The organism is Saccharopolyspora soli (genome assembly GCF_022678645.1).
GTDB classification, from domain to species: domain Bacteria; phylum Actinomycetota; class Actinomycetes; order Mycobacteriales; family Pseudonocardiaceae; genus Saccharopolyspora; species Saccharopolyspora soli.
Map to the genome: position 1 here is coordinate 1 of NZ_JALBWV010000046.1, position 26,218 is coordinate 26,218.

Below are 26,218 nucleotides of genomic sequence, written 5' to 3' on the forward strand. Positions count from 1 at the left end.
CGTCGCCGGTAACGCCCATCTACCCTGGCGGCCACCCAAACCTCGCACCTACCCGCTAGCTGTAAAAGCCCTCGTCGACGGCTGTTTTTTTTACTGCGCCGACGCGCCGAGACGACCTTCGTCAACAGGTGCCAAGTTCGGCGGCTCGGCATGCTCGGCAGTTCTGGATCAAAGCCTGTGAGCGATCGCACTGGCATTTGGTGGTTGGATCTTGAGCGATCCATCCACTCTGGAATAGACGCGGGCGAAGTCCTTCGCAACCACTCAGGTCGTATTGCGATTTCGACGTACGCCCGCGCCGCCGCCTGGATGTCACGCACCGTGCCCGGCGACCGACGGCGGCCAGCCTGGTCCGAAATTCGTTTCGTGACGCGCAGTGAGTTCTGCGCAACACATAAACTGTGCCTATGCCACTGCCCCCGCGTGTCAGTGATCTGACCAGCTTCGATCTGCTGTTGAGCGTGGCCGAGCTGGGCAGTATCGGGCGCGCGGCAGCGGCGCACCGGATGTCGCAGCCCGCGGCGAGCGCGCGGTTGCGGCACCTGGAGCACGAACTCGGCGTTCACCTGCTGAAGCGGGAGGCACGTGGTGCGCGGCTGACGACCGCGGGTGAGCTGGTGGCGGGTTGGGTTCAGCCGGTGCTGGACCGGGCCGCCGATCTCGAAGCCGGGATAGCGGCTTTGCGGGTGGACCGGCACACGCATCTGCGCATCGCGGCCAGTCTCACCGTCGCCGAATACCTGTTGCCCCGCTGGCTGATCGCGCTAAGGGCGGCCGACCCCGACACGGTGACCGCGCTCAGTTGCGGGAACTCCACCGAGGTCGCCGCGCAGGTGCTCGCCGGGGAAGCCGAGATAGGGTTCATCGAAGGGCCCCAGGTGCCCGCGGGCGTGCAGTCCCGTGAAGTCTCGCGCGACGAGCTGGTGGTGGTGGCCGCGCCATCCCACGAGTGGGCAAGGCGGCGCCGTGTGCGTCCCACGGAGCTGGCCACAACGCCGCTGGTCAGTCGGGAACCGGGCTCCGGCACGCGGCAGGCATGGGAACAGGCGGTGCGCGAACAACTCGACACCGACCTGGCCGCTCCGGTCCTCGAGGTGTCGTCGACCACGGCGATCAAGGCGGCCGCGATGGGCGGAATCGGGCCCGCGGTGCTCAGCGTGCGCGCGGTCGCGGCGGAGCTGGCCGCGGGAACGCTGGTGCGACTGGCGGTGCCCGGCCTCGATCTCACCCGGCGACTCCGCGCGATCTGGCCAGCCGGGCACGATGTGCGAGGCCCGGCGCGTGACTTGCTGGCCATCGCACTGCGGAACCCTGGCTGACGGCCGCCGCCCGGGTGCCGGAGCCACCCGCGACGCGGGCGGTGACCGCGCGCCAAAGCAGGTCCGAGTCATAAGCCCAAGTTCTGCATCCATCGGGGATCGGCGTCTACTGGATATGTGTGGCCACGCGCAGAGTGGCCTCATGACAGGATCGATGAGCGCGCCGACCACGACAGCACCTACTTTCGAGACAGACCGCAAGGTCGTCAAACCCACCCCCGCCGAGCTCATGGAGGACACCGGTACGGGCCTGGACTACGGGACCCGACCGGACCGCATGCCCGGCCATCTCACCCCGAACGATCGGTTCTTCATCCGCAGCCACGCGCCCACTCCGCGCTTGGACGCGGCGACGTGGACGCTCCACGTCGAGGGCAACGGGGTACGCGAACCGATTGCCTACACCTACGACGATCTGTGGAGCCGATTCCCGCTGGCTTCCGTGGTGCGCACGATCGAGTGCGCGGGCAACCGCCGTGTGCTGTTCGGGGAGGAAATCGGGCGGCGGTTCACCGGCACCCAATGGGGGCGCGGTGCGATCAGCACCGCCGAATGGACCGGGGTCCGGCTACGCGACCTACTCGAACCCGCCGGAATCACACCCGGCGCACGCGAGGTCATGCCGGAAGGGCTCGATGAGATCCGGGCCCGCCGGCCGATGCCGCTGGCGAAGGCGTGGGCCGACGACACCGTGGTCGCGCTGGCCATGAACGGGGAGGTGCTCCCTGCCGATCACGGATTCCCGGCCCGCCTCGTGGTGTCCGGGTGGCTGGGTGCGGCCAGCATCAAGTGGCTGGGCCGGATCGAAGTCTCGGAAGACGCCCTGTACGTGCCCTGGAACACCGAGGACTACGTGCTGATCGGCCCGGACTTCCCCGCGGACGAGCCCGCACTGGGCCCGGCGATTAATGCGCTCACCGTGACGAGCCTGGTGGAGCTGCCCTGGCCGGCGCGGCTACGGCCGGAACCGCAGACGGTCCGCGGACGAGCGTTCGCGGGAGAGAACCGGGTCGCGAGGGTCGAGTACCGAATCGACGACGGTCGCTGGCAAGACGCACTGATCACTTCACCAGCGACGCCGGGCGTGTGGGTGCGCTGGCAGTTCTGCTGGAATCCGGAGCCCGGCGAACACACCCTCCGGGTGCGCGCCACCGATGACCAGGGCAACACGCAGCCGGAGTCCAGTTCGTGGAACGAACTGGGCTATCTCCACCATTCGGTGTTGACGCACCCGGTGCGTGTCGAACAAGCGGCGCCTCGTGGGGGCCGGGAAGGCAACGCCTGCGGTCGAATCCGGCGCGGTCGCGGCATGTGAGCTCGTACACCCGCCGGCCGGTAACGAGCAGGAGCCGGACTACCGGTTCACGCCGACCAACGAGCGGACCTGCCTCCCGTGAATCCGCATCGGCGGGCCGCCTTTCGCATGATGCAACCGGCCCACCGGTCAGGTCTCGTGCCGAACGATGAGGGGGCTTCGGGTCGGTCAGGAACGCGGGTGGCAACCCTTGCCCAGGCACCGCTACCGGTTTTTCCCTTCTACCGCGCCGCAACCGCCAGGCCCAGTTCGTGGGCGATGCGCGTGCCGAGGTCGGGGTCGACCTTGCTCCAGTAATCCTTGACCGCGCGCTCCTGGATGGAGCGCTCCACCCCCTGGCTCAGGTGCCAGACGATGTTGCCGACCAGGTGGTCCCGATCGGTTGGCGACATCACCTCGCGGTAGAGAGCGCCGGGCTGGATGAAGTCGTCATCGTCCCGGTGCGCCACGTAGGCCGTGCGCATGATCTCGGAGGCTTCGACGAACCAGCTCGGATCACTGTAGCGGTGCGGGTCGGCGTGCGGACCGCCGTAGCTGTTCGGTGCGTATACCGGTTGGTTCCTGTTGTGCCGGTAGCACATCGGGGCGTCCTTGTTGTAGCTGTGCACCTCGTTGATCGGCCGGTTGACCGGCAGCTGGGCGTAGTTCGGGCCGGTGCGATAGCGGCTCGAGTCGCCGTAGGCGAACATCCTTCCCAGCACCATCCGGTCCGGACTGGGCCCGATACCCGGGACCATGTTCGACACCTCGAACCCTGCCTGCACGACCTGGGCGAAGAAGTTCTCCGGGTTGCGGTCGAGCACCATGCGGCCGATGGGGATCGTCGGGTAATCCGCGTGCGGCCAGACTTTGGTGATGTCGAACGGGTTGAAGCGGTAGTCCGCCGCGTCTTGGTACGGCATGATCTGCATCTCAAGACGCCATGACGGGTAGTCCGCGCGGGCGATCGCGTCCCACAGGTCACGCCGGTGGCAGTCGAGGTCCTCGGCGCGCATGGCCCGGGCCTCGTCGTCGGTCATGTTCTCGACGCCCTGCTCTGTCTTGAAGTGGTACTTGACCCAGAACTTCTCGCCCCCGGCGTTCTCCCACAGGTACGTGCTGCTGCTGAAACCGTGCATGTGCCGCCAGGTGCGCGGCACGCCCCGGTCGCTCATCAGGATCGCCACCTGGTGGGCTGACTCGGGCGAAAGCGTCCAGAAGTCCCACTGCATGTTGTTGCTGCGCAGACCGGTATCGGGCATGCGCTCCTGCGAGTGAATGAAGTCGGGGAACTTCATGGGGTCGCGCACGAAAAAGACCGGCGTGTTGTTACCGACGAGGTCGTAGTTGCCCTCCTCGGTGTAGAACTTGAGAGCGAAGCCGCGCACGTCACGGTCCGAGTCCGGATAGCCCTCCTCACCGGCCACCGACGAGAAGCGCACGAACATCGGCGTGCGCTTGCCCACCTGGTTGAGGAAGGCGGCCTTGGTCCACTGGGTAACGTCGTCGGTCACCTCGAAGTACCCGAAGGCGCCACCGCCCTTGACGTGGTACACGCGATCCGGGACGCGCTCGCGGACGAAGTGGGCCAGCTTCTCGTTCAGGTAAGCATCCTGCAGCAGCACAGGACCTTCCGGACCGGCCGTGAGTGCATGCTCATCACTGCTTGTGGGAATTCCGGCGTCCGTGGTCGTGTTTGGTCGTTGGTCATTCATTAACCAGCACCCCCGATTCCGCTTCCAAGGACAAGAGACGGTGCCCCAGCGGCTACCCACGTGTGACCCGCATCAACCAGGACGTTCCGCGCCGCGTCCCTGCCCCGGCAACTCCGTGGGAATTGAGGATCTATACCTGGCGCCAGGACGGTTTCGTCGGGTCGACCAGCTGCATGTCAACGGGTCCGATACCGAAGATGGCGATGACGGCAGGGTCGAGGTGGCCCGCCGGGACACCGTCGTAATGGGGAGTACGGGCGACACGCCTGACGTATCCGCCGGGGCCGACGGGAGTCGAGTCGCTTGGCGCGAAATCGTTACCGCTGTTCACCCACCACGTTCCGAACACCACGACGGACAGGCGATCGGTTGCGTAGGTGTGGGGTGCGCTGAACCAACCTGGGTTCCACCTCATCATCACCAGATACGGTCCGGGCTTGTCGAGATCGCCGTACAGCATGGCAATCTCACCACTGCTGGGAGGCAGGTTCCCCCACGCCTGAAACATCATCCTGTCGTAGGGCAACGCGAAGGTCTCGTTCGGATCGGGACCACGGCGGGGGAAGGTCAGGTCGCTGACAGCGGAGAGATCGGCACGTTCGCCGCAACTTGCGATGGCCGCCATCAGAGGTGCCAGCAGCACGGATCGCCGACCCCAATCGACATGTTCCATGAGAACTCCTCCCAGAGTCCTTACCCGATGGCAGACGGGCTGGGAAAACAGGACTGAGACGACGTTCGTAGCCGATTGCCCCTCCACTCGCAAAGCGAGGACGCGCATGTTCTCATTGCCGGTGCGCGCCGCTGGGCGGTGTCGACGGCGCGCATGGCGTGCTCGTGCACATTCAGTCCAAAAAGGACTAGCGATGCTCAAGGCCTGTCGCGGGGTGGATCGCCGTTCAGGGGTGCCATCTCGGCGACATTGGCGACCAGGCGACCGGATCGGGTCGGTGGTCAGGAGCGGGTGCCGGTTCCCGACAGGCGCGGCAGATCGGATGTCTCGATGATCTCCGCCTTGGTGCGGCAGGACTTTGGTCACCAGCACGCGGTGCACCTCGGGGTGGGTAAGAGCCTGCCTTTGAAGCGCCTGTGGCGCCTTCCCGTTCAGGTGTGAGTTCGCAATTTCTCGCGAAATTGCTAACCCTCTGCGAGCTGGCACATTCGTGGTGTTGGGGGTCGGGGGGCCAAGGGCCGTTTGAGGTTCCGCTACCCGTGGCGGTGTCGGTTGTGGGAGGGGGCTAAGCGGTTGGCGCCGCTTCAAAGACAAGATCAAAGACGGGCGCTAAGAGCGGCCGAAACACCGTGCCTGCGCTCACATCCAGGACCCACCAACATCAATCTGTGCGCCCTCTTTCGCTGCGAATGAGTACTTCGTGCTGAGATAGACGATTAGTCAACTATTGAAACACGGACGAGATATTACGAAACACGTTGGAAACATCTCATACATAGCGTCCCGCTCTGGCTCGCTCGGCCCGACGGGAGTTTGACGGTTGTCGATGGCAAAAGGCGCCGGTGATGCCGTGCCAGTGACCCCTCTCCTGCGATGGGTTCGTCACATGGGTGAGCAGTCAAACGCAAGGCGTGATCGGCACTGGATGCCGCCGCGACGCTGAATCCACCAGACAGAGAGCTTCATGGATCTCCACAAAACCGCACTCGTCCTTATCGACATGCAGAAGGAGAGCAAGTACGGCATCGAGAACGTGGACCGGGCGGTCGCCTCCACGGTCGCGCTCATCGACACGTGCCGGCAGCTCGGCATCCCGATCGTCTACACCCGGCACGTGAGCCGGGTGGACGCGATCGGACTGCCCAACAACGAGGTGCTGGACGATGATGGCAAACCCGTCTACTACCGGTCGGACTCCGACGCGGCGGACGTGATCGACGAACTGGCTCCCCGCGCCGAGGACATCGTCGTCGACAAGCACCGGTGGAGCGGATTTCACGAAACGCCGCTGGATCTGCTGCTGCGAGACCTCGGGGTGAAACACCTGGTCATTGGCGGTTTCGTCACCGATGGCTGCCTGATGACCACGGTATTCGACGCCTACGCGCGTGACTACCAGGTCAACCTCGTCAAGGACATCTGCGCGGCGACCAACAGCGGCTCACACCAGGCCGCGATTCTGATGATGGCCAACTGGGTCTACGACATCGAGATCCTGGACGCAGCACAGGCGATCAGGAAACTTCGCGGGCAACCGCACCGCGGGTGGCGATCGAGCGCTCCTGACCAGCTCCAGTTCACCGCGAACACCCTCGACGAGGTCTTCGCCAAGCTCGATTCGAGCGGAGGGATCTCCGCATGACCACACCTGCCGATTCCGAGTTCAGCGAGCAGCCGGTAGTGGCCGAGGACTCACCCAGTGTCACCGCGAAGGACCAGCTCTGGCTGCTGTTCATCGCGATCGTGCCCTTGGTGCTCGCCACCATCTGGTACGTAGAGCGATAGGAGTTCAGGCGGCGATACGCATGGCAAAAGAGACCATCCTCCCGCTCGCTCGCCGAGACAGGCACGCGGGCTTCCTGTCCATCTTCTGGCTCTGGGCCGGCGGCAACGTGCTGCTGACCAACTTCATCTCCGGCAGCTCGTACGCGCTCGGGCTCGGGTTCTGGCCCATGCTGATGATCAGCGTCACCGGCTACCTGCTCGCGCTCGCGTTCTGTGCATGGGATTCCCAGCGGAGCGCACGGTACGGCATCGACGAGATGGTGTCCCTCCGTCCCACCTTCGGCTACCGCGGCTCGATCTACGGTGTCATCGTCCTCGTCGGCGTTAACTTCGGCTGGGTGGGAATCCTCGCCTCAATGGCCGGATCGGCGATGAAGCTCGTCGTCGAAAACGTCGGAGGCGGGCTGACCTTCGCTGGCGACTACACCCTCTACTCCGTGGGCATCGGTATCGTGCTGCCGCTGATCATCGTCATGTTCAGCCAGAAGGCGGCGTTTCAGCTGTCGAAGATCACGGTGCCGATCCTGCTGGCGTTCATCGTCTACATCCTCGTCCGCCTGTTCACCGGCGGGTACTTGCACGGGATGGCGACGAAGCCTGGTGACGGTTCCGAGTCCTGGATGGGTGCCTTCGAGATCATCTTCGCCTTCTCCATCTCCTGGTTCCCCTACCTCGGCTCCTGGAACCGGTTCGCCAGAAGTGAACGAATCGGCTTGTGGGGCACGTATCTCGGGCTTGGGGTCACTGGAATCCTGTTCGCCGTGATCGGCGGGATGGCCACGCTGGCCACCGGGGAGGTCGACCCGGCGCAGTGGTCGAACAAACTTGATCTCGGTCTGGTCGCGCTGGGGATCATCGTGCTGGGAACGGTCACTTCGGTCACCCACCTGCTCGGCTCGGGTTCGATGGGAATTCTCAGCATCGGTCCGAAGTGGAACTATCGCTGGGTATGCGTGATCGTGACCGTACCGTCGATCCTTTTCGTCTACGCGACCTCGCTGCAGGCGATGTTCAACCTGTTGCTCGTCTTCGTCGGGCTACTTGCCGGTCCTTACTGGGCGATCGCCCTCGCGGACTACTTCTTCCTGCGCAAGCAGAACATCGACGCCGCCGCCTGCTACGACCCGAGGGGCAAATACCGGTTTGTGGGGGGCGTCAACCTCCTTGCTGTGGGCTGCATGGTCGTGGGCATGGTGGTCTGGATTTTCCTCGGTGGATGGCTCAGCGGGATCCCCGCGCTGACCTTCCCCGCCGGTATGGCGCTGTTCGAATACATCTCCGCCACACTGCCCTGCATGATCGTCTCGGGTGCGCTCTACTACGTGGCTGCGAAGATCTTCTTCGCCCGCCGCACCGCAGGCGGCTACCAGCCAGCACCCGCGAAAGCCCAGGGGGAGCCAGCCGAATCGGCTCCCACGAGCTCAGGGTCACGGCTGCCGTCCGCCGGTGAGGTGAGCTGAGCAAGGGTTGGCCGCGCTTTCGCACGTGATCCGCACGGCGGGCTTCCCCCACGGAAGCTCGTTCAGCCGAGGGTCAACAAGAGCAGGCTGGTCAGACCGGCGAGGCCGCAGTAGACGGCGAACGGGGTCAGCGTGCGGGTGTGGAAGTACCGGGTCAGGAAGCGTACGGCCAGGTAGGCGCTGGCGAATGAGGCGACGCTGCCGGCCAGCACCGGTCCGTGGATACCGGCACCCAGCGGGCCGAGCAGGTCGGGGATCTTGAGCACACCCGCGGCGAGGATCACCGGGGTGGCCAGCAGGAAGGAGAACCGCGCGGCTTCCTCATGGGACAGTCCGGCCAGCAGGCCGGCGACCATGGTGGCACCGGAGCGGCTGATGCCCGGCAACAGCGCGAGGATTTGTGCCGCACCGATGAGGGTGCCTCGCGCGAAGGATAGGCGGGTCAGGCGGTCATCCGGCGACACCGCGACCACCGGCAGGACTTCGGTGGCCGCGTCTACGGCGGGCAACACGTCGGTCTGCTGGTCCATGACCGACCGACTGGCACGACTGGTCGTGGTGGCGGGTTCCCGGACGGCGCGCCTTCGGAGTCGCTCGCCGAGGTAGAGCACGAACCCGTTGGCGATCAGGAAGCTCGCCGCCGGGATCGGATTGCCGAGCGTGGTGCGGAAGAGGTGCTCCAGCAGGAGTCCTGACAGGCCCACGGGGATGCTCGCCAGGATGATCAACCAGGACAGGCGCTCGGCCTGCGTCCGCACCCGTCGGTACCGGATCGAGGTCCAGAGCCCGCCGATGATCCGCATCCAGTCGCGCCAGAAGAACAGCAGCAGGGCCGCGGCGGTGGCGACGTGCAGACCGACGATGAACGCGAGGTAGGGCGAATCGAGGGCGGATACGTCGAGGTCGCGGGCCCACTGGCCGCCTACGAGCGCGGGGATGAGCACGCTGTGCCCGAGGCTGGAGACCGGAAACAGTTCAGTGACGCCCTGGAAGGCGCCCACGACGATGGCTTCGAGGTAGGTCAGGCTCACGGAACGGGATCCTTGGAGTCTCGGCGCGCGCGGAGCAGTTCACGGGCCACGGGGATGAGGGAGAGCACGACGATGATTGCGATGATCGGCAGCAGGTAGGTGTCGATGTTCGGGATCTGACTGCCCAGCAGATACCCGGCGATCGGCACCCCGAGCGCCCACAGCAAGCCGCCGCCGACCTGCCAGACGGCGAAGGTGCGAGCCGGTACCCCGACCGCACCGGCCAGCGGATTGAGCACGGTCCGCACCAGCGGGATGAACCGGGCCAGCAGGACCGCTTTACCAACGCCGTAGCGTTCTAGTGCCTCCCGGGCTCGGGCGGTCGCCGCGTGCAGGCGCGGGCGGTCCGGTCGATCCAGCAGTGTCGGGCCCACGCGGCGGCCGATCAGATAACCGGTCTGCGCGCCGAGTACTGCACCCGCGGCCGCCGCTAGCAGGACCCACGGCAGCGACAGGTGCAGCGCGGCACCGGACGTTGTCGCGCACAGCAGGCCCGCGGTGAACAGCAGGGAGTCACCGGGCAGGAAGAAGCCGATCAGGAGCCCCGTTTCGGCGAACAGAACGACAGCGACGCCCAGCGGGCCGAAGGCCGCTAGGAGGCTGTGCGGGTCGAGTGGATTCACGCATCGCAGTCTCGGGGTCGACGGGTTAACGGATTGCTAATCGATCGGCAGCAGCAGGGTGAAGGTGGGCGGTGCGGGTTTGCTCAACCACAGCCGCCCGCCTTCGGCTTCGGCCAGGCTGCGGGCCAGCGCCAGCCCAATGCCGTGTCCGGAGTCGGTGTCGTGCCGTCGGGCGAACAGGTCACGCTCCGCTCCGATGCCAGGGCCCTCGTCGGAAACGTCCACAGCCAGTGCGTCGCCCGCGTCACGTGCCGTGACGGTAACGGTTCCGCGGCCGTGGACGACCGCGTTGTCCGCCAGCACGGTGAGGATCTGGCGGATCGCGGCCGCGGCCGCGCGGGGTGCCGGGGCGTCTTCGACTGCGACGCGCAATTCCCGTCCGTGCGCAGCGAGCAGGCCGCGCCAGCTCTCTTCGATCTCCGTGAACAGCTCGTCCAGATCGGCCGTTTCGGGGCCGGAACCGGTGTCGCGGGCCAGGACCAGCAGATCGTTGATGGTGCGTTCCAGCCGATCAGCCGTGGCGATCCCGTCGCGGATCGCCACGCGGGCCTCGATGTCCGGGGAGTCCAGGGCCGCCTCCAGCTGGAGCCGCAGTCCGGTCAGCGGCGTGCGCAGCTGGTGGGAAGCGTTGGCGGAGAAGGCGCGTTCCCGGTCGAGCATCTCGCCGATGCGCTGCGCGGTGGTGTCCAGCGCGGCGCCGACCGAGTCGATCTCGACGATCCCGGCGTTGCGGGCCCGCACCGTGAAGTCGCCCTCTCCCAGCCGCCGCGCCGCGATCGAAAGCTCCTCAAGCGGATGGGCGAGACGGGCGGCCATCCGGCGCGCGACCAGCCAGGTCAGGGCGACGGCCGCCACGGCCAGTCCCAGCATCGCCAGCCAGGTCACGCCGGTGCGCAGGTAGAACTCGGTGAGCGGGGCCGCCGCCCGGACCACGCCGACTTGGGCGCCGTTGTCGGTGACTGAGGTGGCGAACACCACGTCCCCGTCCGAGTTTCCCCGCGTCGGGTCGCCGCGGTAGGCCTCGGTCACGATCGCGTCGGCGGTCGCCGGACCGGAACCCGCCAGCAGCGCGCCGTCCCGCGAGTACACGCCGAGCTCGGTATCCGTGTCGGTCGCGGGTAGCTGGCGCACCTGCTGGTCGTGCGCGAGCGCGTCGGCGACCAACAGGGCCGCGGAGTCGGCAGCCCGCTCCAGCTCGGCCCGCTCGTCGTCCAGGTAGTACTTGGCGACACCGACCGCGAGCGGCAGCCCGAAGAGGCTGATCGCGAGCACCGCGGCTGCGACCGTCAGCGCGACGATCCGCTTGCGCACGACCCCTCCTCCGGATGTTCCAGCCGGTAGCCGTGACCGCGCAGCGTCGAGATCCGCGGGGCCTGATCGGCAGAGTCGGCGGCCTCGGCCAACTTGCGGCGCAGCGCCGCGATATGCACGTCGAGGGTCTTCGTCGAGCCATACCAGTGCGCGTCCCACACGTCGGTCATCAGCACGTCGCGGCTGACCGCGGCCCCCGGGGTCTCGGCGAGCCGCGCGAGGAGATCGAACTCCTTGGCACGCAACGGGATCTCGTGTCCGGCGAGGCTCGCCCGTCGCGCGGCGGTGTCCACCTGCAACGCGCCGACCGCGATCTGCGGGGCCCCGGCGCTGACCGGCCCGCGACGCAGGTGCGCGCGGACGCGGGCCAACAGCTCGGCGAGCCGAACGGGTTTGGTGAGGTAGTCGTCGGCTCCGGCTTCCAGCCCGACGACCACGTCCATCTCGTCCTGGCGGGCGGTGAGGATCACCAGCACCGTCCGGGGCTGGCTGGCCCGCAGCCGACGGCAGACCTCGACCCCGTCGAGATCCGGCAGCCCGAGGTCGAGCAGCACGAGGTCGAAGTCATCGACGCCCGCGGCAGAGAGCCCGCCCGTACCGGTGGGCTCCCACCGCACGGTGAAGCCGTGCCGGCGCAGGCTCGACGCGAGAACCTGGCCGATCGTCTCGTCGTCCTCGACCACAAGTAACCGCGACATGAGCGCAGGGTAGACCGAGCGCGGATAGGAGCGTCGGTGCCGCGTTGCCCCGACGACAAGTCACCGTGGCTTGCTCGCTCATGTCGTTTTCATCACGCCGGGCTATGCGGGAGGCGGCGGTGCAACGCTGCGCTCGCTGCTTCCGCGGTGAATTTGCCACTGGCTAATCTTGCCCTTTCCCGTTGCATACCCAGGCGTTTCTACCGTCAGGGCATGAAGATGCGCGGACGGACCTTAGCCCTGGCGATGGCCGCACTGCTGATCTATCCCGGGGTGACCTACGCCCGGGCGCTGACGTATCCGGGAAATGCGTCCTTCAGCGTGCGCACGGTCGACTGGGTGCGCTCCATCGGTCTCGGCGGTGTCGTGAACTCGATCGAGAACTGGTGGTACACGCGACATCCGCCGTCGGCGGCCCCGCCGTCGGCTGGGGCCCTGCCGCAGGCGGATCCGTTGGGCCAGGGTCCGGTGTCGGGTCTGCGGCCCGCGGACCTGCCGGTGTCGGCCTCCTCGCTGCCGGGCGAGGGGAAGTGGATACCGGGTGCACGCGTGCCCAGCGGCGCGACCGCCGACTACACCACGTTCATCCGGCCTGATCCCGCGCATGCCAGTGTGGTGGCCGGGGTAGCTTGGCTGAACCAGCGTCTGGTGCGGACGAAGCTGATCACCGGGACGAAGGAACCGCGTGGGGCGGCCGGGCCGGACGGGGGAACGGTGCCGAACGCATGGCGGTCAAGCCTGCTGGCGACGTTCAACTCCGGTTTCAAGATGAAGGACTGCACCTGCGGCGTCTACGCCGACGGTGTGCAGAGCCCGCCGCTGCAAGACGGCGCCGCTTCGGTGATCGTGCACACCGACGGCACGGTGTCGGTCGCGCAGTGGGGTCGTGATGCGGTCCTGGGGCCGGATGTCCAGGCCGTGCGGCAGAACCTGGATCTGGTGGTGGACAACGGTGCACCGGTACCGGGGCTGCAGGAGAACCCGGCCGGGCATTGGGGTAGCGCGAGCAACCAGTTCCAGTTCACCTGGCGTTCCGGCATCGGGACTGATCGGTCCGGCAATTTGATCTACGTGGCGGGCGACAAGCTCACGCTCACGACACTGGCCGCCGCAATGGTACAGGCCGGGATCGTGCGCGGGATGGAGCTCGACATCCACTCGCAGATGGTCACGTTCGCCACCTATCGGCCGGACCTCCCGGGCACCGCATCGACGAAACTACTGCCCACCATGAGCGGGGCCGCCGACCGCTATCTGAAACCGGACCAACGTGACTTCTTCGCGGTCGCCCTGAAAACCGCGAATGAGACGCGCAGTACCCGTAATTCGCCCAACCGCCGGAGTTCGACCGCGTCGCGGTGGGACGCGACCGGCCGCACTGCACCGCTCGGACTCAGCCCCGCACCCGGCCATCCCCTGATGCATTGAGCGGCACGCGCGGAACTTGTGGTGCTGGCCGCGTACTGCGAGACGTGGGCGCGGTTCGTCGAGGCGACCCGGGACGTACAGGCCAACGGGCTGACGATCGTGAACCGGTCGACCCGCAAGGACGGCACCGAATCCGAGTGGACCACCACGAATCCGGCGGTCGGGATCGCGAAAGCGGCCGGGACGGAACTGCGTGGGTTTGCGGCGCACTTCGGGCTGACACCGTCGACTGAGGTCGCCCCACCCGTCGCGCGCTGGTGTGGCTGTTCCCCGACGACGTTGACACCGGCCGACCGGCGTGGTTGTCGAAGCTGCCTGGTGACAACCATCGTTTATGGCCCGCTGCAGGGTGCGGTGAACCACGGTGAGCCACACGGCGAGATGCGTATCACCGCAGCTCAGCGCGATCAGCTACGCTCCAGCACGGCTAGATCCGGAAACGTCCAAGTGTCGGTTCGAACCCGACCGGGGGCACACATCCTCGCAGGTGGGCCTTCTCGTGGTGTTCGGGGCCATGGCGTTGCACCAGGGCGAGACCGGACGATCGGATCTTCGTGCATCCGCATGAGCGGACAGCGTCGGAAGAGTGCGGAACGGGCCATTGGCCAGCTTCACTTGGATTCGATCCTGCCCATCGGGGCGGTGCTCTCCGACAAGGCCTGCTGGGCTGCCGTCCAGCTTGAATCCTCGATACCGAGTGCACGGCGGAGGTAGGCCCAGGTGACGCGCTGGATCAGGGCGACACGTTCAGGGTTTTCGTCCGTTGTTTCCTTGACCTCGTAACCGGTGATCCCGCCGAGCGAGTGTTCGGCTCCGAACAGAATGAGCAGGCTCTTGTCACCCGGGCTCAGGAAGTACGGGTCGGCGAGCCACTCCGGTCCCCTGACGGACAGCGGGGAGTCGTCCTTGTCCCCGGCGACTACTAGGGCCGGTGTGGTCATGTTCGCGAAGTTCGGGTTCATGAACGGGAAGTTCTCGACTGCGAATGGCGTCAGGTCGGCTCCGCCCTTTCCTGCCGTGGCGAGCAGCACGCCCGCTTTGATCCGCGAGTCGGACAGGTCCTCTTCCTTCTTGCTCACCGGATCGAGGACGCGCAGGCCCAGCAGATTGCCCGCTGTCTGGCCGCCGAAGGAGTGTCCGGCCGCGGCGATGCGGCTTCGGTCGAGGCGACCGCTGAGACCGGGAACGGCAGCTTCCAGCAGATCGAGCTGGTCGAGGATGCGTTTCATGTCCTCGACGCGCAACCGCCAGAGCCGTGGTGTGCGTGGATCTTCCTGGGGAAGGGCCACACCCCTGGAGTCGAGATGGGTGGGCTGAATCACCACGAAGCCGTGAGCAGCCCAGAAGTCGACCAAGGGGCCGTAGCCGTCCAGTGACGAGCCGAATCCGTGGGAGAAGAGGATGATCGGCAGTCCGCTCCCGGCCGTCGGCGCCGAGATCTTCACCCGCAAGTCCGCACCACGGCCCGGTGCTTCCAGCACTACGGGCTTCACCGAGACGATTGGAGTGGGTGCGCTGACGGCCGTCGCCGTGTCAGATTCGGTCATGGGAAGACTTCCTTCTAGCTGGTTCGCGGTTGAGGTGGCAGGAGTATCGGGGGTCGCAAGTGGTCTCGGTGCCGTTGTGGTTCTCTTCGGTAACTACGGTTGATCCTGTCCCGCCCGCGTACCAGCTACAAGAAGGAAGTTCGATGTCACCCACGCACACCGAGGTAACCGCCGCACCCGCCGACCGCGATCCCGGCGGGCACGAAGATCGCCCGGACTGCGGGATGCGCGATGTGCTGGACCGCATCGGGGACAAGTGGTCGGTACTCGTGATCGTTGAGCTCGCCGGTGGGCCGCGCCGATTCCGTGAACTGCAACGCGCGATCGACGGCATCTCCCAGCGCATGCTCACCCTCACAGTGCGCAGGCTGGAACGCGACGGACTCGTCCTCCGCACCGCGTACCCGACCGTCCCAGCTCAGGTTGACTACCGCCTGACCGAGACCGGGACCAGCCTGACCCAGCTGGTCAAAGCGCTCGCCGACTGGTCTCTCGCCCATCGCGCCGTCATTGCCGAGGCCCGGCACCAGTACGACCAGACCCACCCCGACCACGACATTCGCTAGCGCGTACCGATCACTACCGATTGTCCACCGCGGGCACTCAGGTATTGATAGTCCGCACTGTTGGTCGGCAGCTGATCGAGATGCTCCGATTTTCGTTCGAATGTAGGGTATTTGACGGTCTGTCCGGCGATTCGGCGGAGGCGAATCGATCACTTCACAGGCGTTGGGGGAAATCGTGGACGATGGTATTCGGGAACTGTTCAGAGTTCGCGACGAGGCCGTGCGCAAGCGGGATCCGGAGCAGTTTCTTTCAACTCAACTGGTTGATGTGCCGTTTGCGGCCAGTGAAAGTTATCTGTCGATCGACGATATGACGACCGAGGTGCTCCATGCGCAAGAGGAGTCGGATGGTGCCACCGCGGTCTTTGTCAGGGAGACTTACGTGAGCAGCAAGAAGGAGCAGAAGTCGCCCCGATCCGCCTTCTTGATCTACTTCCTCGTCAATACCGGTGGCAAGTGGAAGGTCTACCGGGTTCGATAACTGCTCGTCCACGCCTGGTGGGACGGGTCGTGCCTGTCGATGATCGCGCACGTCGACGGCGTGTTGTGAAGATTTCAGGGGGCGCAATGAATCTTGGCGATCGCATCGCGAAAAATGCGGATGACGTCGATCGAGAAGGTCGTGGTCTTGATTTTCTGTGGGTGGAGCTCACCAACCGGTGCAATCTGAGATGTGTTCACTGCTACACCGAGTCCCATCCGGCCAGCGGACACCGCGACGTGCTGACCGCAGTGGATTATGAGTCCCTCATGGTGGATGCGTACCGCATCGGCTGTCGCAGGATCCAGTTCATCGGAGGAGAACCGCAGCTCAGTCGCGACTTCATGAGGCTGCTCTCGCGTGCCAACGAGATCGGATTCGAATTCATCGAGGTGTTCACGAATCTGACCAGACTGACCGAGGACGTGCTCCGCTTCGCGGAGCTCAACGGGATATGCTTCGCGACTTCGGTCTACTCGTACGATCCGGCTGCGCATGATGCGATCACCACGGTGAGAACCAGTCATGCGCGTACCATCGCGAATCTCAAACGGTTGATCAACAGTGGTGTGACCACCCGAGCTGCGATGATCAATATTCGACAGGACGAGTCGGAGATCGGGCGAACCAGGCAGTTCCTGGAAGATCTTGGCGTCGGGAGCGTGCGCGGGTCCCATGTTCGGGAGTTCGGACGCGGCGAAGCGGTCACAGGCGGACGAGCTCGCATGTCCGCGCTCTGCGGTCATTGTTGGGATGGCAAGCTCTGCGTGGCACCCGACGGAGTTGTCTACCCGTGCGTCATGGCTCGGCAATGGCCGGTTGGCAACATTCTCGACGAGTCGCTCGCCGAAATTGTCGATGGAATGCGTCTCAAGGATACGCGCAAAGATATCTTCGAAACCGCCTGGCTTCCGAAGATCGATGATTGCGCCCCTTGCGAGCAGAGCTGCGATCCGGATTCCTCGTCTTGCTCCCCGCATTACTGCAACCCGACGCAATGCCCGCAGTCCTGCACTCCGCAGTGGGACTGCATGCCGGATGTGCCGCGGTGACGCCGGGTTGCGCGAAGGACATCCGACATCCGCGGCAGTCGTCGAGTCGCGCGTCATGGAGCGTGCGCACGACCGCGAAAGTGCCGATGCGGCATATTCCAATTCGTCCCGCAAGGACCAAAGTCTCTATTATGAATGGTCTGGCTCTGCCAGCCTTGGGGCGCTTGCTTCTGAAGACCTGGGGATATGGCTTCGGCACGGGGGAGTTCGCGATGAACGAGTCACCAGCCACCAAAACTTCAACAATGGCGCCGGAACCGCTTGCTCGACTGGAAAAGGAAATTTCCGAACACGTCGAGGCGATCCATGCGGCCAGCCTCGCCTACCTGGAACGCCTGGCTGAATACGGGGAGAACAAGCCACAAGGTGTGGAGATTACGATCGGCGCCGGGCCTGAGGGCGTGAGTCATGATCATCACACGCGGATGTACTGCTGGGATGCCAGATATATCTGCGGCCACGGCTCCAACGGCTACATCTATTGCACTCGCCGGGTGTGCCAACTGGAGGAATGAGCCAGGCCGACCAGTGGTAGGGAAATGCGCTGGGTTCACGTTCGGCCGTAGAGGGGTTCTCGTTTCGCCGGTGCAGCTTGGGTTGTGGGTTGGGGGCTTGGTACTGCTTCCATGACTTCTCGGCCTCGGGCGTCTACTACCTTTGTGAACAGGTGTTGTGCTGCTCCGAAGATGACCGCCCAGCCGATGATCTGGGCCGACGAATCGAGGGACGTCAAGCCGGGTACGAACTCTCCGCGCATTAGCAGGAGACCGAGGATCGCCGTCAGCGCTCCGGCGGGCAGCTTGAGGGAGGCGAGCGCGAGCGGCACGTTGGATGCCGTTGGGCTGCCCCTCAGCTGGTGCAGTGCAGCCGCCGCGGTCACCGCCGCCGCGAGGAATCCGATTGCTTCGACGACCACGTAGTCACCCCTCGACGCGGCGAGCTCGAAGCTTTCGTCCAAGTTCCCTTCGAACCGGTGCTGGCCGAGGGGACACACGACTATCAGTTCTCGGGGTGGTTCGACCGGCAGTTGGGTTGCTGGCACGTTGAGGGTGGGACCGAAGCAGATCGGCAGCAGTTTCTGATTGATGGCAGCGACGATCGCGATCGTGATCGCCAGGCATAGCAGCCCGAAGGTCCACCACCACACGAGTTGCGCGAAGCTGCGCTCCCGGACGACCTCGCGCTGCTGAACCCGGTACGCCTCGCGCACCGCATCGATCACGGTCTGTCGCTGCGAGTGGGTGAGCCTTCCGCCCTCCGAACTCTTGAAGATCCTCTCGACGGACAACCGGCGCCGGTCCCCGCTCGGCAGGTTCTCCTCGATCAGCATGAGGAGGTCGGGCAGCATGCCGTGGAGGTCTTCGAGCGAGACCATCCGCAGTACGAGGAGGTGGGCATCGTGGATGTGGGCGAGCCCGCTGTCCACCCCGTGCGCCCGCCGCGGCCACCGCGTGCGCCCGACGTCGTTCTGCGCGCACTTGAGGTGATTCCGGGCGCTTGCCGCCAACTTCTCGGTGCACAGCTCGCTCGGCGCGGAGCAGTTCTCCGCCCAGTCCACGAACGCCCGCAGCTCGTCGATGCGGGCGAACGCTCTGAACCCCCAAGGCCATCGCCAACCGGGGCGTCGTGAAACGGCGTCCTGGCTGGTGCTTCGCGCGGTGTTCACGGCTCGCCCGTCGAACGAGCGGCCGAGACCGCGGCCCACGCCACCTCCGGGTGTCGGATGTCGCTGTGGGCCTGGGCGAACCAGGACAGGTTCCGCTTGATGACGTCGTTGGCGTCAAGGCGGTAGAACGCACCCGGCTGGAACCCGTAGTCCGTGCCCTGCCCGGCCATCGTGACGGTCTTGGCGTCGCGCTGCTGGTAGCCGTCGTGGCCCATCGCTCCCCAGCGGTAGTTGATCCGGTCCATCAGCTCGGCGTCCTGCCAGGCCAGCCTGCTGGCGTTGGGATACCACCAGCCGACCGCCCGGTCGGCCTCGCTGAACGTGCACAGGAGCGGACCGTCGACCCGGTCGGCGCAATCGGCCAGCACACCGGCGCCGTCCCGCACTGGTGCTCGCGATGCGAACGCGAAGTGGCTGAACGCGCCCTGGATCAGGTACAGGGATTTCACCGGGCGCCGCTCAGCTGGGAGGCCCTGGAGGGCGAACGAGACGAGCCGGGCGCCGAAGCTGTGGCCGAGGAGATGCACGCGCGCACCGGGGATGGCGTGCGCCACCTGTCCGAGCAGGGGGCCGAGGCCGTCGCGGCCGACCACCCCGGCGCGTTCCTTCATCTCGTAATAGCTGAGGACCCGCAACGCCTCTCGCGCTCCCTGCCACATCCGGCCGAACGGATTCGGCTGCTGCGCAATACCACCGTCGACGGGTGCGAGTGCGGCCATCGCGTCGAACACCCGGCCCGGTGGCGCGTTCAGCACAGCTGCTTCCCCGTCGTCTTCCGGGGCGTTGTCGGAGGTGGTCACGAGTCCTCTCGCCAGGCGCAGGAACTCCAACAGCCGGTCCCGGTCCTGCGGCTGCTGGTCGAGCAGTTGGCCGATCTGCTCCACCCGCTCCTCCTGGTTCGGAAAGGCGGGGGCGAGCGCTTTCGCGAGGTCGGCACCCGAGGACATCTTTTCGGCGGGGTGTGGGGAAGCCAGCGCGCCCAGGACCTGGGGCGCCGATGACCGCGGGACCGGAGGACCGGTCTCGGCGGGGGCGTCTTCCGGGAACAGCAACGCTGGCCACAGCACGCCGACGAACCCCGTATTCGCCCGTTGCGCCGTCGAGAGCATCCCTGCGATGAGCCCGAACATCGCCGAGTACAGCTCACGTGCTCCGTCGAAGGAGCTGTTCCAGCCGTGGCTGAAGACGAAAAGCTCGCGCAGCCCCGTCGTCGCGATGGTCTCGGGCAGATTTCCGCCTTGGCGGAGCGCGCCCTTCGCGTCGAACTCGACCTCCCAGTACGGCACACCGCCGATCTGTGACTCCATCTCTCCTCCCCCGAATCGCAGGGGTGTCGCACCGGCAGCGCTCCCCGAGGTCGACCAGAAATCGCGGATGAGCAACCGTGCGCAGCAAGCTCGCGCCGGACGCTAGCGGTCCGTTGGTACGGCGATTTCGCCGTCCTCGCGCATCAATCGGTCCAGGACCTCGTCCGGCAGCCACACCCGGTGCGGGTAGCCGGTGCCCCACGAGTTCAGGATCGGTACGGCCCCGAGTTCGTCCGCGCGGGTGTTGCCGAGCACGGCATGCACGTCATCAACCGACTGCGCCCAGCGGAACACCTTGATGCCGTCGTCCGCGTCGGCGACGTAGTCGGATCGCTCGATGTGGTCGTCGTCGGCGTTGGAGTCCGCCCAGTCGACGTGCCCTGCCGAGGCCAGCACCTCGGCCGCCGCGCGGCAGGACGTTCCGTTGGAATCCCCCGGTTCGGTCTCCGGCCACTGATCGTGCTGCTTGGCCCGATCCCACAACCACCGGGCCGAGTACAACTCCTCGTTGAGGATCGTCATGCACCGGGACCAGGCGAAGCCGACGCAGGCCCCCTCGCTGCCCTGGTCGTAGAACTTCCACCACTGCTCGCGGTCCGGTTCTCCGCCAGGTTCCAGGCACACGGCATGCCCGCCGCGAACCCTGGTGAGCGATTTCGCCCCCGCGCGGGCCACGAACTGAACACCGTCCCGGTCAGCTCGGGGACGGTCGAATTCGGCGTACCAGTTGACGCCGATCACCACCGGTACGCGCGCGGGTCGACTCGTAGCGGTCAACGGGTACTTCTCGACGTGGCGCCAGTCGTCGGGGAGAAAACGCCCCAGGCGCTCGTCATCTGGATCTCGATCGATCGGACGGTACCGCATGGTTTCCTCCACTCGCGCTGCTTGGCACCGGCGCCTTCGCCGAGGTGCGGGCCGCTACGACCAGTAAGCCAATGCCGCGCATGCACGAGCAATGAGCACATCGATCCAAACAGGATCCAAGCGTGTTCACGCCCGCCGGTCGCGAGCAGGACTCACTGCGCCACGAGTGGCTGCGGCTCTGAACCTTCTTTGGTACCGCCGGGATCATTCTGCTGTCCGGGCCGCGAGGTGATGATGTGCGGGAGGCGAGGAGTTCTCATCATGAACACCAGGATCTTCCTCATCGACATGCCGCGCATGATGCGTGAGATCATTCGAGCCGCGCTGACGCAGCGGCCTGGCGGCGACATCGTTGGCACCGCCCAGAACTCGGACCGCGCTCGGCAGGTCGCGCTGGCGATCAACAGCACAGGAGCGGAAGTGGTGGTGCTGACCACTGGTTACCACGAGCTCGCTGACCTGCTCCTGCGGCTGCTCGTACCGGGATCGCCAGTCCACCTCCTGATCATGACAGCCGACGGCCGCGAGGCGTTCCACTGCCAGCCCCTCGGGGAGACATCTCCGGAAGCACTGCGCAACATCATGGACCGGATCGAGCGGTGAACCGTTCGAATCCAAGCTAGAGCACCAGGTTTGAGTAGTCGTCGTGCAAGCGCACCCGGTCCGCTCGTGCTTCGAGCCCGTCCGACGTCAAGGGGGTTTCGTGCGGTTCGAGGTACTGGAAGTCAAGACCGGTGCGTTCTCGCAGTTGCGCCAGCGAGATGCGGTACGTTCCGGCGTCGAAGACCGCTTCGAAGGTGAGCATGTCTTCGATCAATTGCGTCTGCTCAAGCATGTAACCCGAAATGGCAAGCGCACCACCGGGTTTGCAGTAGGCGATGACCTTCCAGAACGCCAGTGGAAGCCGGGCGCCCTTGTACAGCGGGTCATCGTCGGACATGACCGGGCCGGTGAACACGGTTATCTTCTTGTCCGTGAGGTCCGCGTTCTCCAGGACGAAGTTCTCCAGGCCCTGCCAGAGTTCTTTCCCCTGGTTGAACTTCTCGTGCTGCGGCGCGCAGTTCGTGAAGTGGAACGTGTCGTCGTTCGCCCGTGCCAGGTCATCGCCCCAGACCGGATCGAGCCGCCGAACCAGATGTCCCCGGTCCAGCGCGTTGCGCCGGTAGAGCGACTCGCCGATCTGCTCCGATTCCGCGATGCGGGGGTCGAAGTACCACTTGTCGGCCCGCCGCTCGAAATCGGCGCTCTTGTTGCCGTCGATGTTCACGACCGTGTAGTAGGCGAGTTGGCGGCGTCGATTGACGACGATGCTGAAGTGCGTGTAGGGGAGGACGGCGGGATCTTCGCCGGGCGGCGCGTCATCGATCTTCGCCGCGTTGCGGCGTTGTTCGTTGGAGAGTTCCGGTAGCGGCAGCTCGGGTCCGAGGAATCCTGGGTCGTAGCCGGTGTAGCCCTCGTAATAGGAGTGCGGGCGAGCGATTTCCAGCGCCGAACCTTCGAGGACCTCGACCTGAGCGGCTTCGGCGGTGGCCGATTCTCCGATTTCTATCGTGATGTTGAGCGGAACCGACAACTTGGGTCGCGTGAGTTGCATGATCGGGCCTTTCGTGGCGTAGCCGATGCTTCGGACGCTGCTTCAGGAAAATTCCACCCCGGCCCGCTGGAGGAGCGGGTCGTCCGCGAGTCGCCACAGCGGCACAGCCTGGTTGCCCTGGAGGTAGCGACCTCCGAAGTGCAGGCCGATGACCATCGACGTCTCCAGGTCGAGCAGGCACGATCCCGAGTTGCCGCCGAGCGTCGAGCAGTCGTGGACGACGGTCTCCGAAGCGGACTGAACCGCGCCTGGCTGCAGGCGCTTGACGTTGTAGATACCCGCGAAGATCCGCTGCATCTCCTCCGGATCGTTGCGCCTGGAATCAGCCGCCGGGTAACCGACGACGTACACCTTGGTCCCGCCGCGAACAGCGGGATCGCGGGCGATGCGCAGGGGATCCAGCTGCGGCACTCCTGCCGAGCCGTCCGACGCGCACCGCAGCAAGGCCAAGTCAACCGTGTCGTGCACGCCGATGACCTCGGTCAACCGCAGCTCTCGGGGCTGCGAGGCGGACAGCTCCTCGTTGTAATCCACCCGTCCCGTCACGCCAGGTGCGAAGGCCCACGCACGTCCATCGTTGCGGGCGAACTCGGCTGCGACGTGCCGGTTCGTCATCACGACGTCCGCGGCCGCCAGCCAACCCGTGCCCACCCAATCGATCGCCGGATGCCCCTCGACTTCGATCCGCCCGACGCGGGGCAGGACGTCCTCGATGGCGGACCGGTGTTGTTCGAGTTCTTCGGTCCAGGGCTGTGGCGCCGGGAAGAACCGACCGTCCTGCACCAGGATCGCGGGCCTGGCCATGAGCAGCACGATCGCTTCGAGAGCCGCGCGCTCGTCCGCGTCGACGTCGGCGTCGGCACCATCGCGCCGCAGCTTCTGCACGGCGGCGCGTCCGGCCGGGACCAACCCCTCCAGATGACTGCGCGATTCCTCCTCAAGCGGTGGCAGCTCGCCCGGCTCGGCGCCGACGACTGGCTTGGTCATGTACCGCGATCGTCCGGGCGCGACCTTGCGGACGACAACCGCGTCGTCGTCGTTCAGCTCTTCCTCGATTCGCGACAGATCGCGTTCGTGGCGCAGTGCTTCGGCGATGACATCGTGACCGGACATCGTTCCCCCTGGTACCAGCCACCATTCGTGGCCCTGGGCATGGCACGGCTCCATCGTCCGGCTGCTGCGATGACGTCGGAATGGATCCGACGGTTCAAAGGAGGACCAACCTGCGCACGCCCTGGATTCACGTGCCGCTCGGCGGCGGTCAGTGGCGTGATGCGTTGTTCGGCGGCAGCGTGGCGCGAACAAGGACGGAGTGGTCGAGGCGTTGCTGTCGGGCCCATGCGGCGGCTGCGGCCCGGCCCTGCAAACCCAGTTTGTCCAAGATGTTGTGCACGTGGTTCTTCACCGTCGCCAAGGCGATGCACAACTGCCGGGAGATCTCCTGGTTGGACAAGCCCTGTTCCAGCAGCACTGCGACCTCCGCCTCCCGACGGCTCAGGACCCCGGCGTTCGGACCGGGCTGCAACTCCGCCGACAACTCGGCCACCCTGCGGCACAGGGCAGCGGCCACGCGCGGCGAGCACCGCAACTCGCCGTTGGCGACGCTCTCGATCGTCCGAACCAGTTCGGAGATCGAATGATCCCGTGTCAGGTACCCGGCCGCGCCCAGCTCGGCATACGCGATGATGTCGCATTCCTCCCCGGACACGCCCAACGCGATGATCCGGAGTCCGGGATTCCTCGCCCGCAAGGCGATCACGACACTGGGACCGTCCGGCAGGTCGGCGACATCGAGTAGTACCACCGCGTGCTGCCGCGCGGTCAGGTCCGGTTCTAGTTCCTCCGGCCGCGCGAGGGTCGAGACAACCACGAAGTCGTCGACGTCCTGCAGGACAAGGGTCAACCCTTCCCGGTAGAACCTCGTCGCGGCAACGATGATGAGTTCGATCATTGGGAACCACCTGGCGCCGCGTCACACGACCAGTTCGATCTCACGGTAACAGACCGCGTCCGGTCGCAGGTATGGCAATAGGTCCTCGTTCGTCTTCGCCGGAGGGCAACGCGACCGCTCGATCCGGGTTCTCCTTGCCATCCAAAAGGATCCCGCGCGGATCCGCGCGGTTCAACTCAGGTTCAGAGCTCTTCCCAGCCGGATGCACAGCGTGTGCCCACCGAAATCGATCCGCCGTGCGCAATGGAAGACGAAAACGCTTGTGCGGTCAGTTGGATCCTCAATGGATCCCGCTGCTCATTGCCCCAGAACGCGCGCCGCGCCTTCGATGGAGTGCGTCAGGAGTACGGCCAACAGGAGGAAGAGCAATGACGAACTGCAACACTTACACGGTGCAAGAGGGCGACACGCTCTCCGAGATCGGCGAATGGTTCCACGTTCCGTGGAAAGAACTCCAGCGCATCAACAACATCGACGACCCGAACCTCATCTTCCCCGGCCAAGTACTGCGCCTGTCGAAGAACAAGAACGTGTGCCGGACCTACACCGTGCAGGACGGGGACACGCTTTCCGAGATCGGTGAGCGGCACAACGTGAGGTGGCAGGGTCTGTCGCACTACAACCACATCGCCAATCCGAACGTCATCCACATCGGGCAAACGATCTGCATTCCGCTTCCGCGAGGCGCATCGGCGGCCGAGGCGGGGTGAACCACCACAAGTCCGGCTCAATGCGTCGGATGCCGGTGGAGGGAACAGACCCGCCGGGCGCGGGCAGGCGTTGTGCCGTCGGATGCCTCGGCGGTAACGCCAACCCGGTTTTCGGCCGGTGCTGTGGCAGGGGTCATGGATTGATCGGCGCTGGGGGGTTTCGTCGGGGCCTGATCACCCGCGACAATGCGCGGCCATGGCCTACGAGCGCGCAGATCCCCCATCAGGTCAGCCGGGTCGGCCCGAGCGACCGGGGCCGCCGCCGGGACCCCCGCAGGGCGGGCCACCGCCGGGACGGCCACCGCAGCCGCCACCTGGCCAGTTTCCGCCAGGACCACCGCGGCCGATGCCGCCAGGCGCCCGACCCGGACCGCCGCCGGGACAGTCGGGACCGCCGCCGGGACAGCCAGGGCCGCCGCCGGGACAGCCCGGTCAGCAGGGACCCCCTCCGGGGCAGCCGGGACCGCCGCGACCCGCGCCGCCACCGGTGGGGCAGCCGGGAGCCGGTCCGGCTGGGCCGAATCCGCCGCAGCAACCGCCCGCCAACCAGTACCCGGCGACGCGCGTGCAGCCGCGCCCGGACGCCTACCCCGAGCCGCCGGACCGCTACCGGGAGTCGGGCACCGTCCGCGACCCGGATCCCTACCCGGACCGCTACCACGACGACCCGTACCCGGACCGCTATCGGGACCCGGATCCCTACGACGACCGGTACGACGACCGGTATCGGGAGCCGGAGCGGGACCGCCACCGCGACCGGGACCCGTACCCGCAGCGGCACCGGGAGCGCGACCCCTACGAGGAACGCCGGTCCGCCGATCGCGGAGATCGGTTCCACGGCCCCAGCGCCGACGCGATCGGCCGCACCATCCAGGTGCTGAGCGCGCTGATCTCGCTGGTCTTCGTGCTGCACATCGTCTTCGTGGTCACCGGCGCCAACCAGAGCAACGATTTCGTCTCGTTCACCTACTCGACGGCGAAGTTCTTCGTGCTCGGCCTGGGCGACGTGTTCACCCCGGAGGACGCGACGATCGGTGTGGTGCTCAACTACGGCCTGGCTGCGGTGATCTACCTGGTGGCGGGCCGGATCATCGCGCGGGCCCTGAAGCGCTGACGCCGTGACCGAGGTGGTCGCCACGT

26 protein-coding genes and 2 pseudogenes are annotated in these 26,218 nt (G+C 66.0%); 14 read left to right on the plus strand and 14 right to left on the minus strand.

The window, feature by feature from the left end; genetic code table 11:
* Positions 1–407: 407 nt before the first annotated feature.
* Positions 408–1,319, plus strand: a complete 912-nt coding sequence (locus MOQ72_RS29415) for a LysR family transcriptional regulator (protein ID WP_242188989.1) — start codon at positions 408–410, stop codon at positions 1,317–1,319.
* 142 nt (positions 1,320–1,461) lie between these two features.
* The gene (locus MOQ72_RS29420) at positions 1,462–2,634 is read left to right on the plus strand and encodes a sulfite oxidase (protein ID WP_242188990.1); all 1,173 of its coding nucleotides are present in this window, start codon (positions 1,462–1,464) and stop codon (positions 2,632–2,634) included.
* A 221-nt stretch (positions 2,635–2,855) separates the two neighbouring features.
* Here the strand turns inward: MOQ72_RS29420 and MOQ72_RS29425 are convergent, their stop codons facing one another.
* Both MOQ72_RS29425 and MOQ72_RS29430 read right to left on the minus strand, forming a co-directional pair.
* Positions 2,856–4,328 (minus strand): catalase, encoded by a 1,473-nt coding sequence (locus MOQ72_RS29425; RefSeq protein ID WP_242188991.1) that lies wholly within the window; start codon positions 4,326–4,328, stop codon positions 2,856–2,858.
* Positions 4,329–4,458: 130 nt separating this feature from the next.
* On the minus strand, positions 4,459–5,001 hold the full coding sequence (locus tag MOQ72_RS29430) for a cupin domain-containing protein (RefSeq protein WP_242188992.1): 543 nt from the start codon (positions 4,999–5,001) through the stop codon (positions 4,459–4,461).
* 964 nt (positions 5,002–5,965) lie between these two features.
* On the opposite strand from MOQ72_RS29430, the gene MOQ72_RS29435 reads away from it, so the two are divergent.
* Genes MOQ72_RS29435 through MOQ72_RS29445 form a run of 3 tightly spaced genes read left to right on the plus strand, consistent with a single transcriptional unit; the run spans position 5,966 to position 8,246 of the window.
* On the plus strand, positions 5,966–6,643 hold the full coding sequence (locus tag MOQ72_RS29435; RefSeq protein ID WP_242188993.1) for a cysteine hydrolase family protein: 678 nt from the start codon (positions 5,966–5,968) through the stop codon (positions 6,641–6,643).
* Positions 6,640–6,786 (plus strand): hypothetical protein, encoded by a 147-nt coding sequence (locus tag MOQ72_RS29440; RefSeq protein ID WP_242188994.1) that lies wholly within the window; start codon positions 6,640–6,642, stop codon positions 6,784–6,786. The genes MOQ72_RS29435 and MOQ72_RS29440 overlap by 4 nt, the downstream gene beginning before the upstream one ends.
* Before the next feature lie 20 nt (positions 6,787–6,806).
* Positions 6,807–8,246: a purine-cytosine permease family protein gene (locus tag MOQ72_RS29445; protein ID WP_242188995.1), complete on the plus strand. Its 1,440-nt coding sequence runs from the start codon at positions 6,807–6,809 to the stop codon at positions 8,244–8,246.
* Between the two features lie 62 nt (positions 8,247–8,308).
* Here MOQ72_RS29445 and MOQ72_RS29450 read toward each other — a convergent pair whose 3' ends face one another.
* From MOQ72_RS29450 to MOQ72_RS29465, 4 genes are read right to left on the minus strand one after another with little or no spacing between them, the layout of a single operon-like run.
* A complete protein-coding gene (locus MOQ72_RS29450) occupies positions 8,309–9,271 on the minus strand; it encodes an undecaprenyl-diphosphate phosphatase (protein WP_242189057.1) in 963 nt (320 codons plus the stop codon).
* Between the two features lie 2 nt (positions 9,272–9,273).
* On the minus strand, positions 9,274–9,900 hold the full coding sequence (locus tag MOQ72_RS29455; RefSeq protein WP_242188996.1) for a DedA family protein: 627 nt from the start codon (positions 9,898–9,900) through the stop codon (positions 9,274–9,276).
* A 36-nt stretch (positions 9,901–9,936) separates the two neighbouring features.
* On the minus strand, positions 9,937–11,211 hold the full coding sequence (locus MOQ72_RS29460; RefSeq protein WP_242188997.1) for a sensor histidine kinase: 1,275 nt from the start codon (positions 11,209–11,211) through the stop codon (positions 9,937–9,939).
* Positions 11,187–11,909 carry a response regulator transcription factor gene (locus tag MOQ72_RS29465; protein WP_242188998.1) on the minus strand — a complete coding sequence of 241 codons (723 nt, stop codon included), beginning with the start codon at positions 11,907–11,909 and terminating at the stop codon, positions 11,187–11,189. Before MOQ72_RS29465 ends, MOQ72_RS29460 begins: the two co-directional genes overlap by 25 nt.
* Before the next feature lie 768 nt (positions 11,910–12,677).
* Here MOQ72_RS29465 and MOQ72_RS29470 point away from each other — a divergent pair.
* A pseudogene (locus MOQ72_RS29470) lies at positions 12,678–13,049 on the plus strand (hypothetical protein); the annotation flags it as partial.
* 154 nt (positions 13,050–13,203) lie between these two features.
* Here MOQ72_RS29470 and MOQ72_RS29475 read toward each other — a convergent pair.
* Positions 13,204–13,293: pseudogene (locus MOQ72_RS29475) on the minus strand (IS982 family transposase); the annotation flags it as partial.
* Positions 13,294–13,358: 65 nt separating this feature from the next.
* Between MOQ72_RS29475 and MOQ72_RS45765 the strand changes: the two are divergent.
* Complete coding sequence (locus MOQ72_RS45765; RefSeq protein WP_372495577.1) at positions 13,359–14,051, plus strand: P27 family phage terminase small subunit; 693 nt, start codon at positions 13,359–13,361, stop codon at positions 14,049–14,051.
* On the opposite strand, the gene MOQ72_RS29480 is transcribed toward MOQ72_RS45765, so the two are convergent.
* On the minus strand, positions 13,949–14,884 hold the full coding sequence (locus MOQ72_RS29480) for an alpha/beta hydrolase family protein (RefSeq protein ID WP_242188999.1): 936 nt from the start codon (positions 14,882–14,884) through the stop codon (positions 13,949–13,951). The two genes, MOQ72_RS45765 and MOQ72_RS29480, sit on opposite strands and share 103 nt — an antisense overlap.
* Before the next feature lie 143 nt (positions 14,885–15,027).
* Between MOQ72_RS29480 and MOQ72_RS29485 the strand changes: the two genes are divergently transcribed.
* The 4 genes from MOQ72_RS29485 (at position 15,028) to MOQ72_RS29500 (ending at position 17,498) form a co-directional block, all read left to right on the plus strand.
* Positions 15,028–15,450: a winged helix-turn-helix transcriptional regulator gene (locus MOQ72_RS29485; protein ID WP_242189000.1), complete on the plus strand. Its 423-nt coding sequence runs from the start codon at positions 15,028–15,030 to the stop codon at positions 15,448–15,450.
* A 175-nt stretch (positions 15,451–15,625) separates the two neighbouring features.
* Positions 15,626–15,931 carry a hypothetical protein gene (locus tag MOQ72_RS29490; RefSeq protein WP_242189001.1) on the plus strand — a complete coding sequence of 102 codons (306 nt, stop codon included), beginning with the start codon at positions 15,626–15,628 and terminating at the stop codon, positions 15,929–15,931.
* Between the two features lie 29 nt (positions 15,932–15,960).
* Positions 15,961–16,983, plus strand: coding sequence for a radical SAM/SPASM domain-containing protein (locus tag MOQ72_RS29495; protein ID WP_242189002.1), 1,023 nt, complete (start codon positions 15,961–15,963; stop codon positions 16,981–16,983).
* A 131-nt stretch (positions 16,984–17,114) separates the two neighbouring features.
* Positions 17,115–17,498, plus strand: coding sequence for a hypothetical protein (locus MOQ72_RS29500; RefSeq protein ID WP_242189003.1), 384 nt, complete (start codon positions 17,115–17,117; stop codon positions 17,496–17,498).
* 35 nt (positions 17,499–17,533) lie between these two features.
* Here MOQ72_RS29500 and MOQ72_RS29505 read toward each other — a convergent pair whose 3' ends face one another.
* The 3 genes from MOQ72_RS29505 to MOQ72_RS29515 form a co-directional block, all read right to left on the minus strand.
* Positions 17,534–18,688 (minus strand): hypothetical protein, encoded by a 1,155-nt coding sequence (locus tag MOQ72_RS29505; protein WP_242189004.1) that lies wholly within the window; start codon positions 18,686–18,688, stop codon positions 17,534–17,536.
* Positions 18,646–19,956: an alpha/beta fold hydrolase gene (locus tag MOQ72_RS29510; RefSeq protein WP_242189005.1), complete on the minus strand. Its 1,311-nt coding sequence runs from the start codon at positions 19,954–19,956 to the stop codon at positions 18,646–18,648. The genes MOQ72_RS29505 and MOQ72_RS29510 overlap by 43 nt, the downstream gene beginning before the upstream one ends.
* Positions 19,957–20,058: 102 nt before the next feature.
* Positions 20,059–20,823: a hypothetical protein gene (locus tag MOQ72_RS29515; RefSeq protein ID WP_242189006.1), complete on the minus strand. Its 765-nt coding sequence runs from the start codon at positions 20,821–20,823 to the stop codon at positions 20,059–20,061.
* Between the two features lie 261 nt (positions 20,824–21,084).
* On the opposite strand from MOQ72_RS29515, the gene MOQ72_RS29520 reads away from it, so the two are divergent.
* Positions 21,085–21,426 carry a hypothetical protein gene (locus tag MOQ72_RS29520; protein WP_242189007.1) on the plus strand — a complete coding sequence of 114 codons (342 nt, stop codon included), beginning with the start codon at positions 21,085–21,087 and terminating at the stop codon, positions 21,424–21,426.
* 16 nt (positions 21,427–21,442) lie between these two features.
* Here MOQ72_RS29520 and MOQ72_RS29525 read toward each other — a convergent pair whose 3' ends face one another.
* The 3 genes from MOQ72_RS29525 to MOQ72_RS29535 all read right to left on the minus strand — a co-directional run bounded on the left by MOQ72_RS29525 (position 21,443) and on the right by MOQ72_RS29535 (position 24,368).
* On the minus strand, positions 21,443–22,417 hold the full coding sequence (locus MOQ72_RS29525; RefSeq protein ID WP_242189008.1) for a DNA/RNA non-specific endonuclease: 975 nt from the start codon (positions 22,415–22,417) through the stop codon (positions 21,443–21,445).
* A gap of 42 nt (positions 22,418–22,459) precedes the next feature.
* Entirely contained in the window at positions 22,460–23,530 is a 1,071-nt protein-coding gene (locus MOQ72_RS29530; protein ID WP_242189009.1) for a trypsin-like serine peptidase, read from the minus strand.
* 148 nt (positions 23,531–23,678) lie between these two features.
* On the minus strand, positions 23,679–24,368 hold the full coding sequence (locus MOQ72_RS29535; protein ID WP_242189010.1) for a LuxR C-terminal-related transcriptional regulator: 690 nt from the start codon (positions 24,366–24,368) through the stop codon (positions 23,679–23,681).
* 368 nt (positions 24,369–24,736) lie between these two features.
* Between MOQ72_RS29535 and MOQ72_RS29540 the strand changes: the two genes are divergently transcribed.
* Together MOQ72_RS29540 and MOQ72_RS29545 are read left to right on the plus strand one after the other, a co-directional pair.
* Positions 24,737–25,078, plus strand: coding sequence for a LysM peptidoglycan-binding domain-containing protein (locus MOQ72_RS29540; protein ID WP_242189011.1), 342 nt, complete (start codon positions 24,737–24,739; stop codon positions 25,076–25,078).
* 487 nt (positions 25,079–25,565) lie between these two features.
* Positions 25,566–26,192: a hypothetical protein gene (locus tag MOQ72_RS29545; protein WP_242189012.1), complete on the plus strand. Its 627-nt coding sequence runs from the start codon at positions 25,566–25,568 to the stop codon at positions 26,190–26,192.
* Positions 26,193–26,218 lie beyond the last annotated feature (26 nt).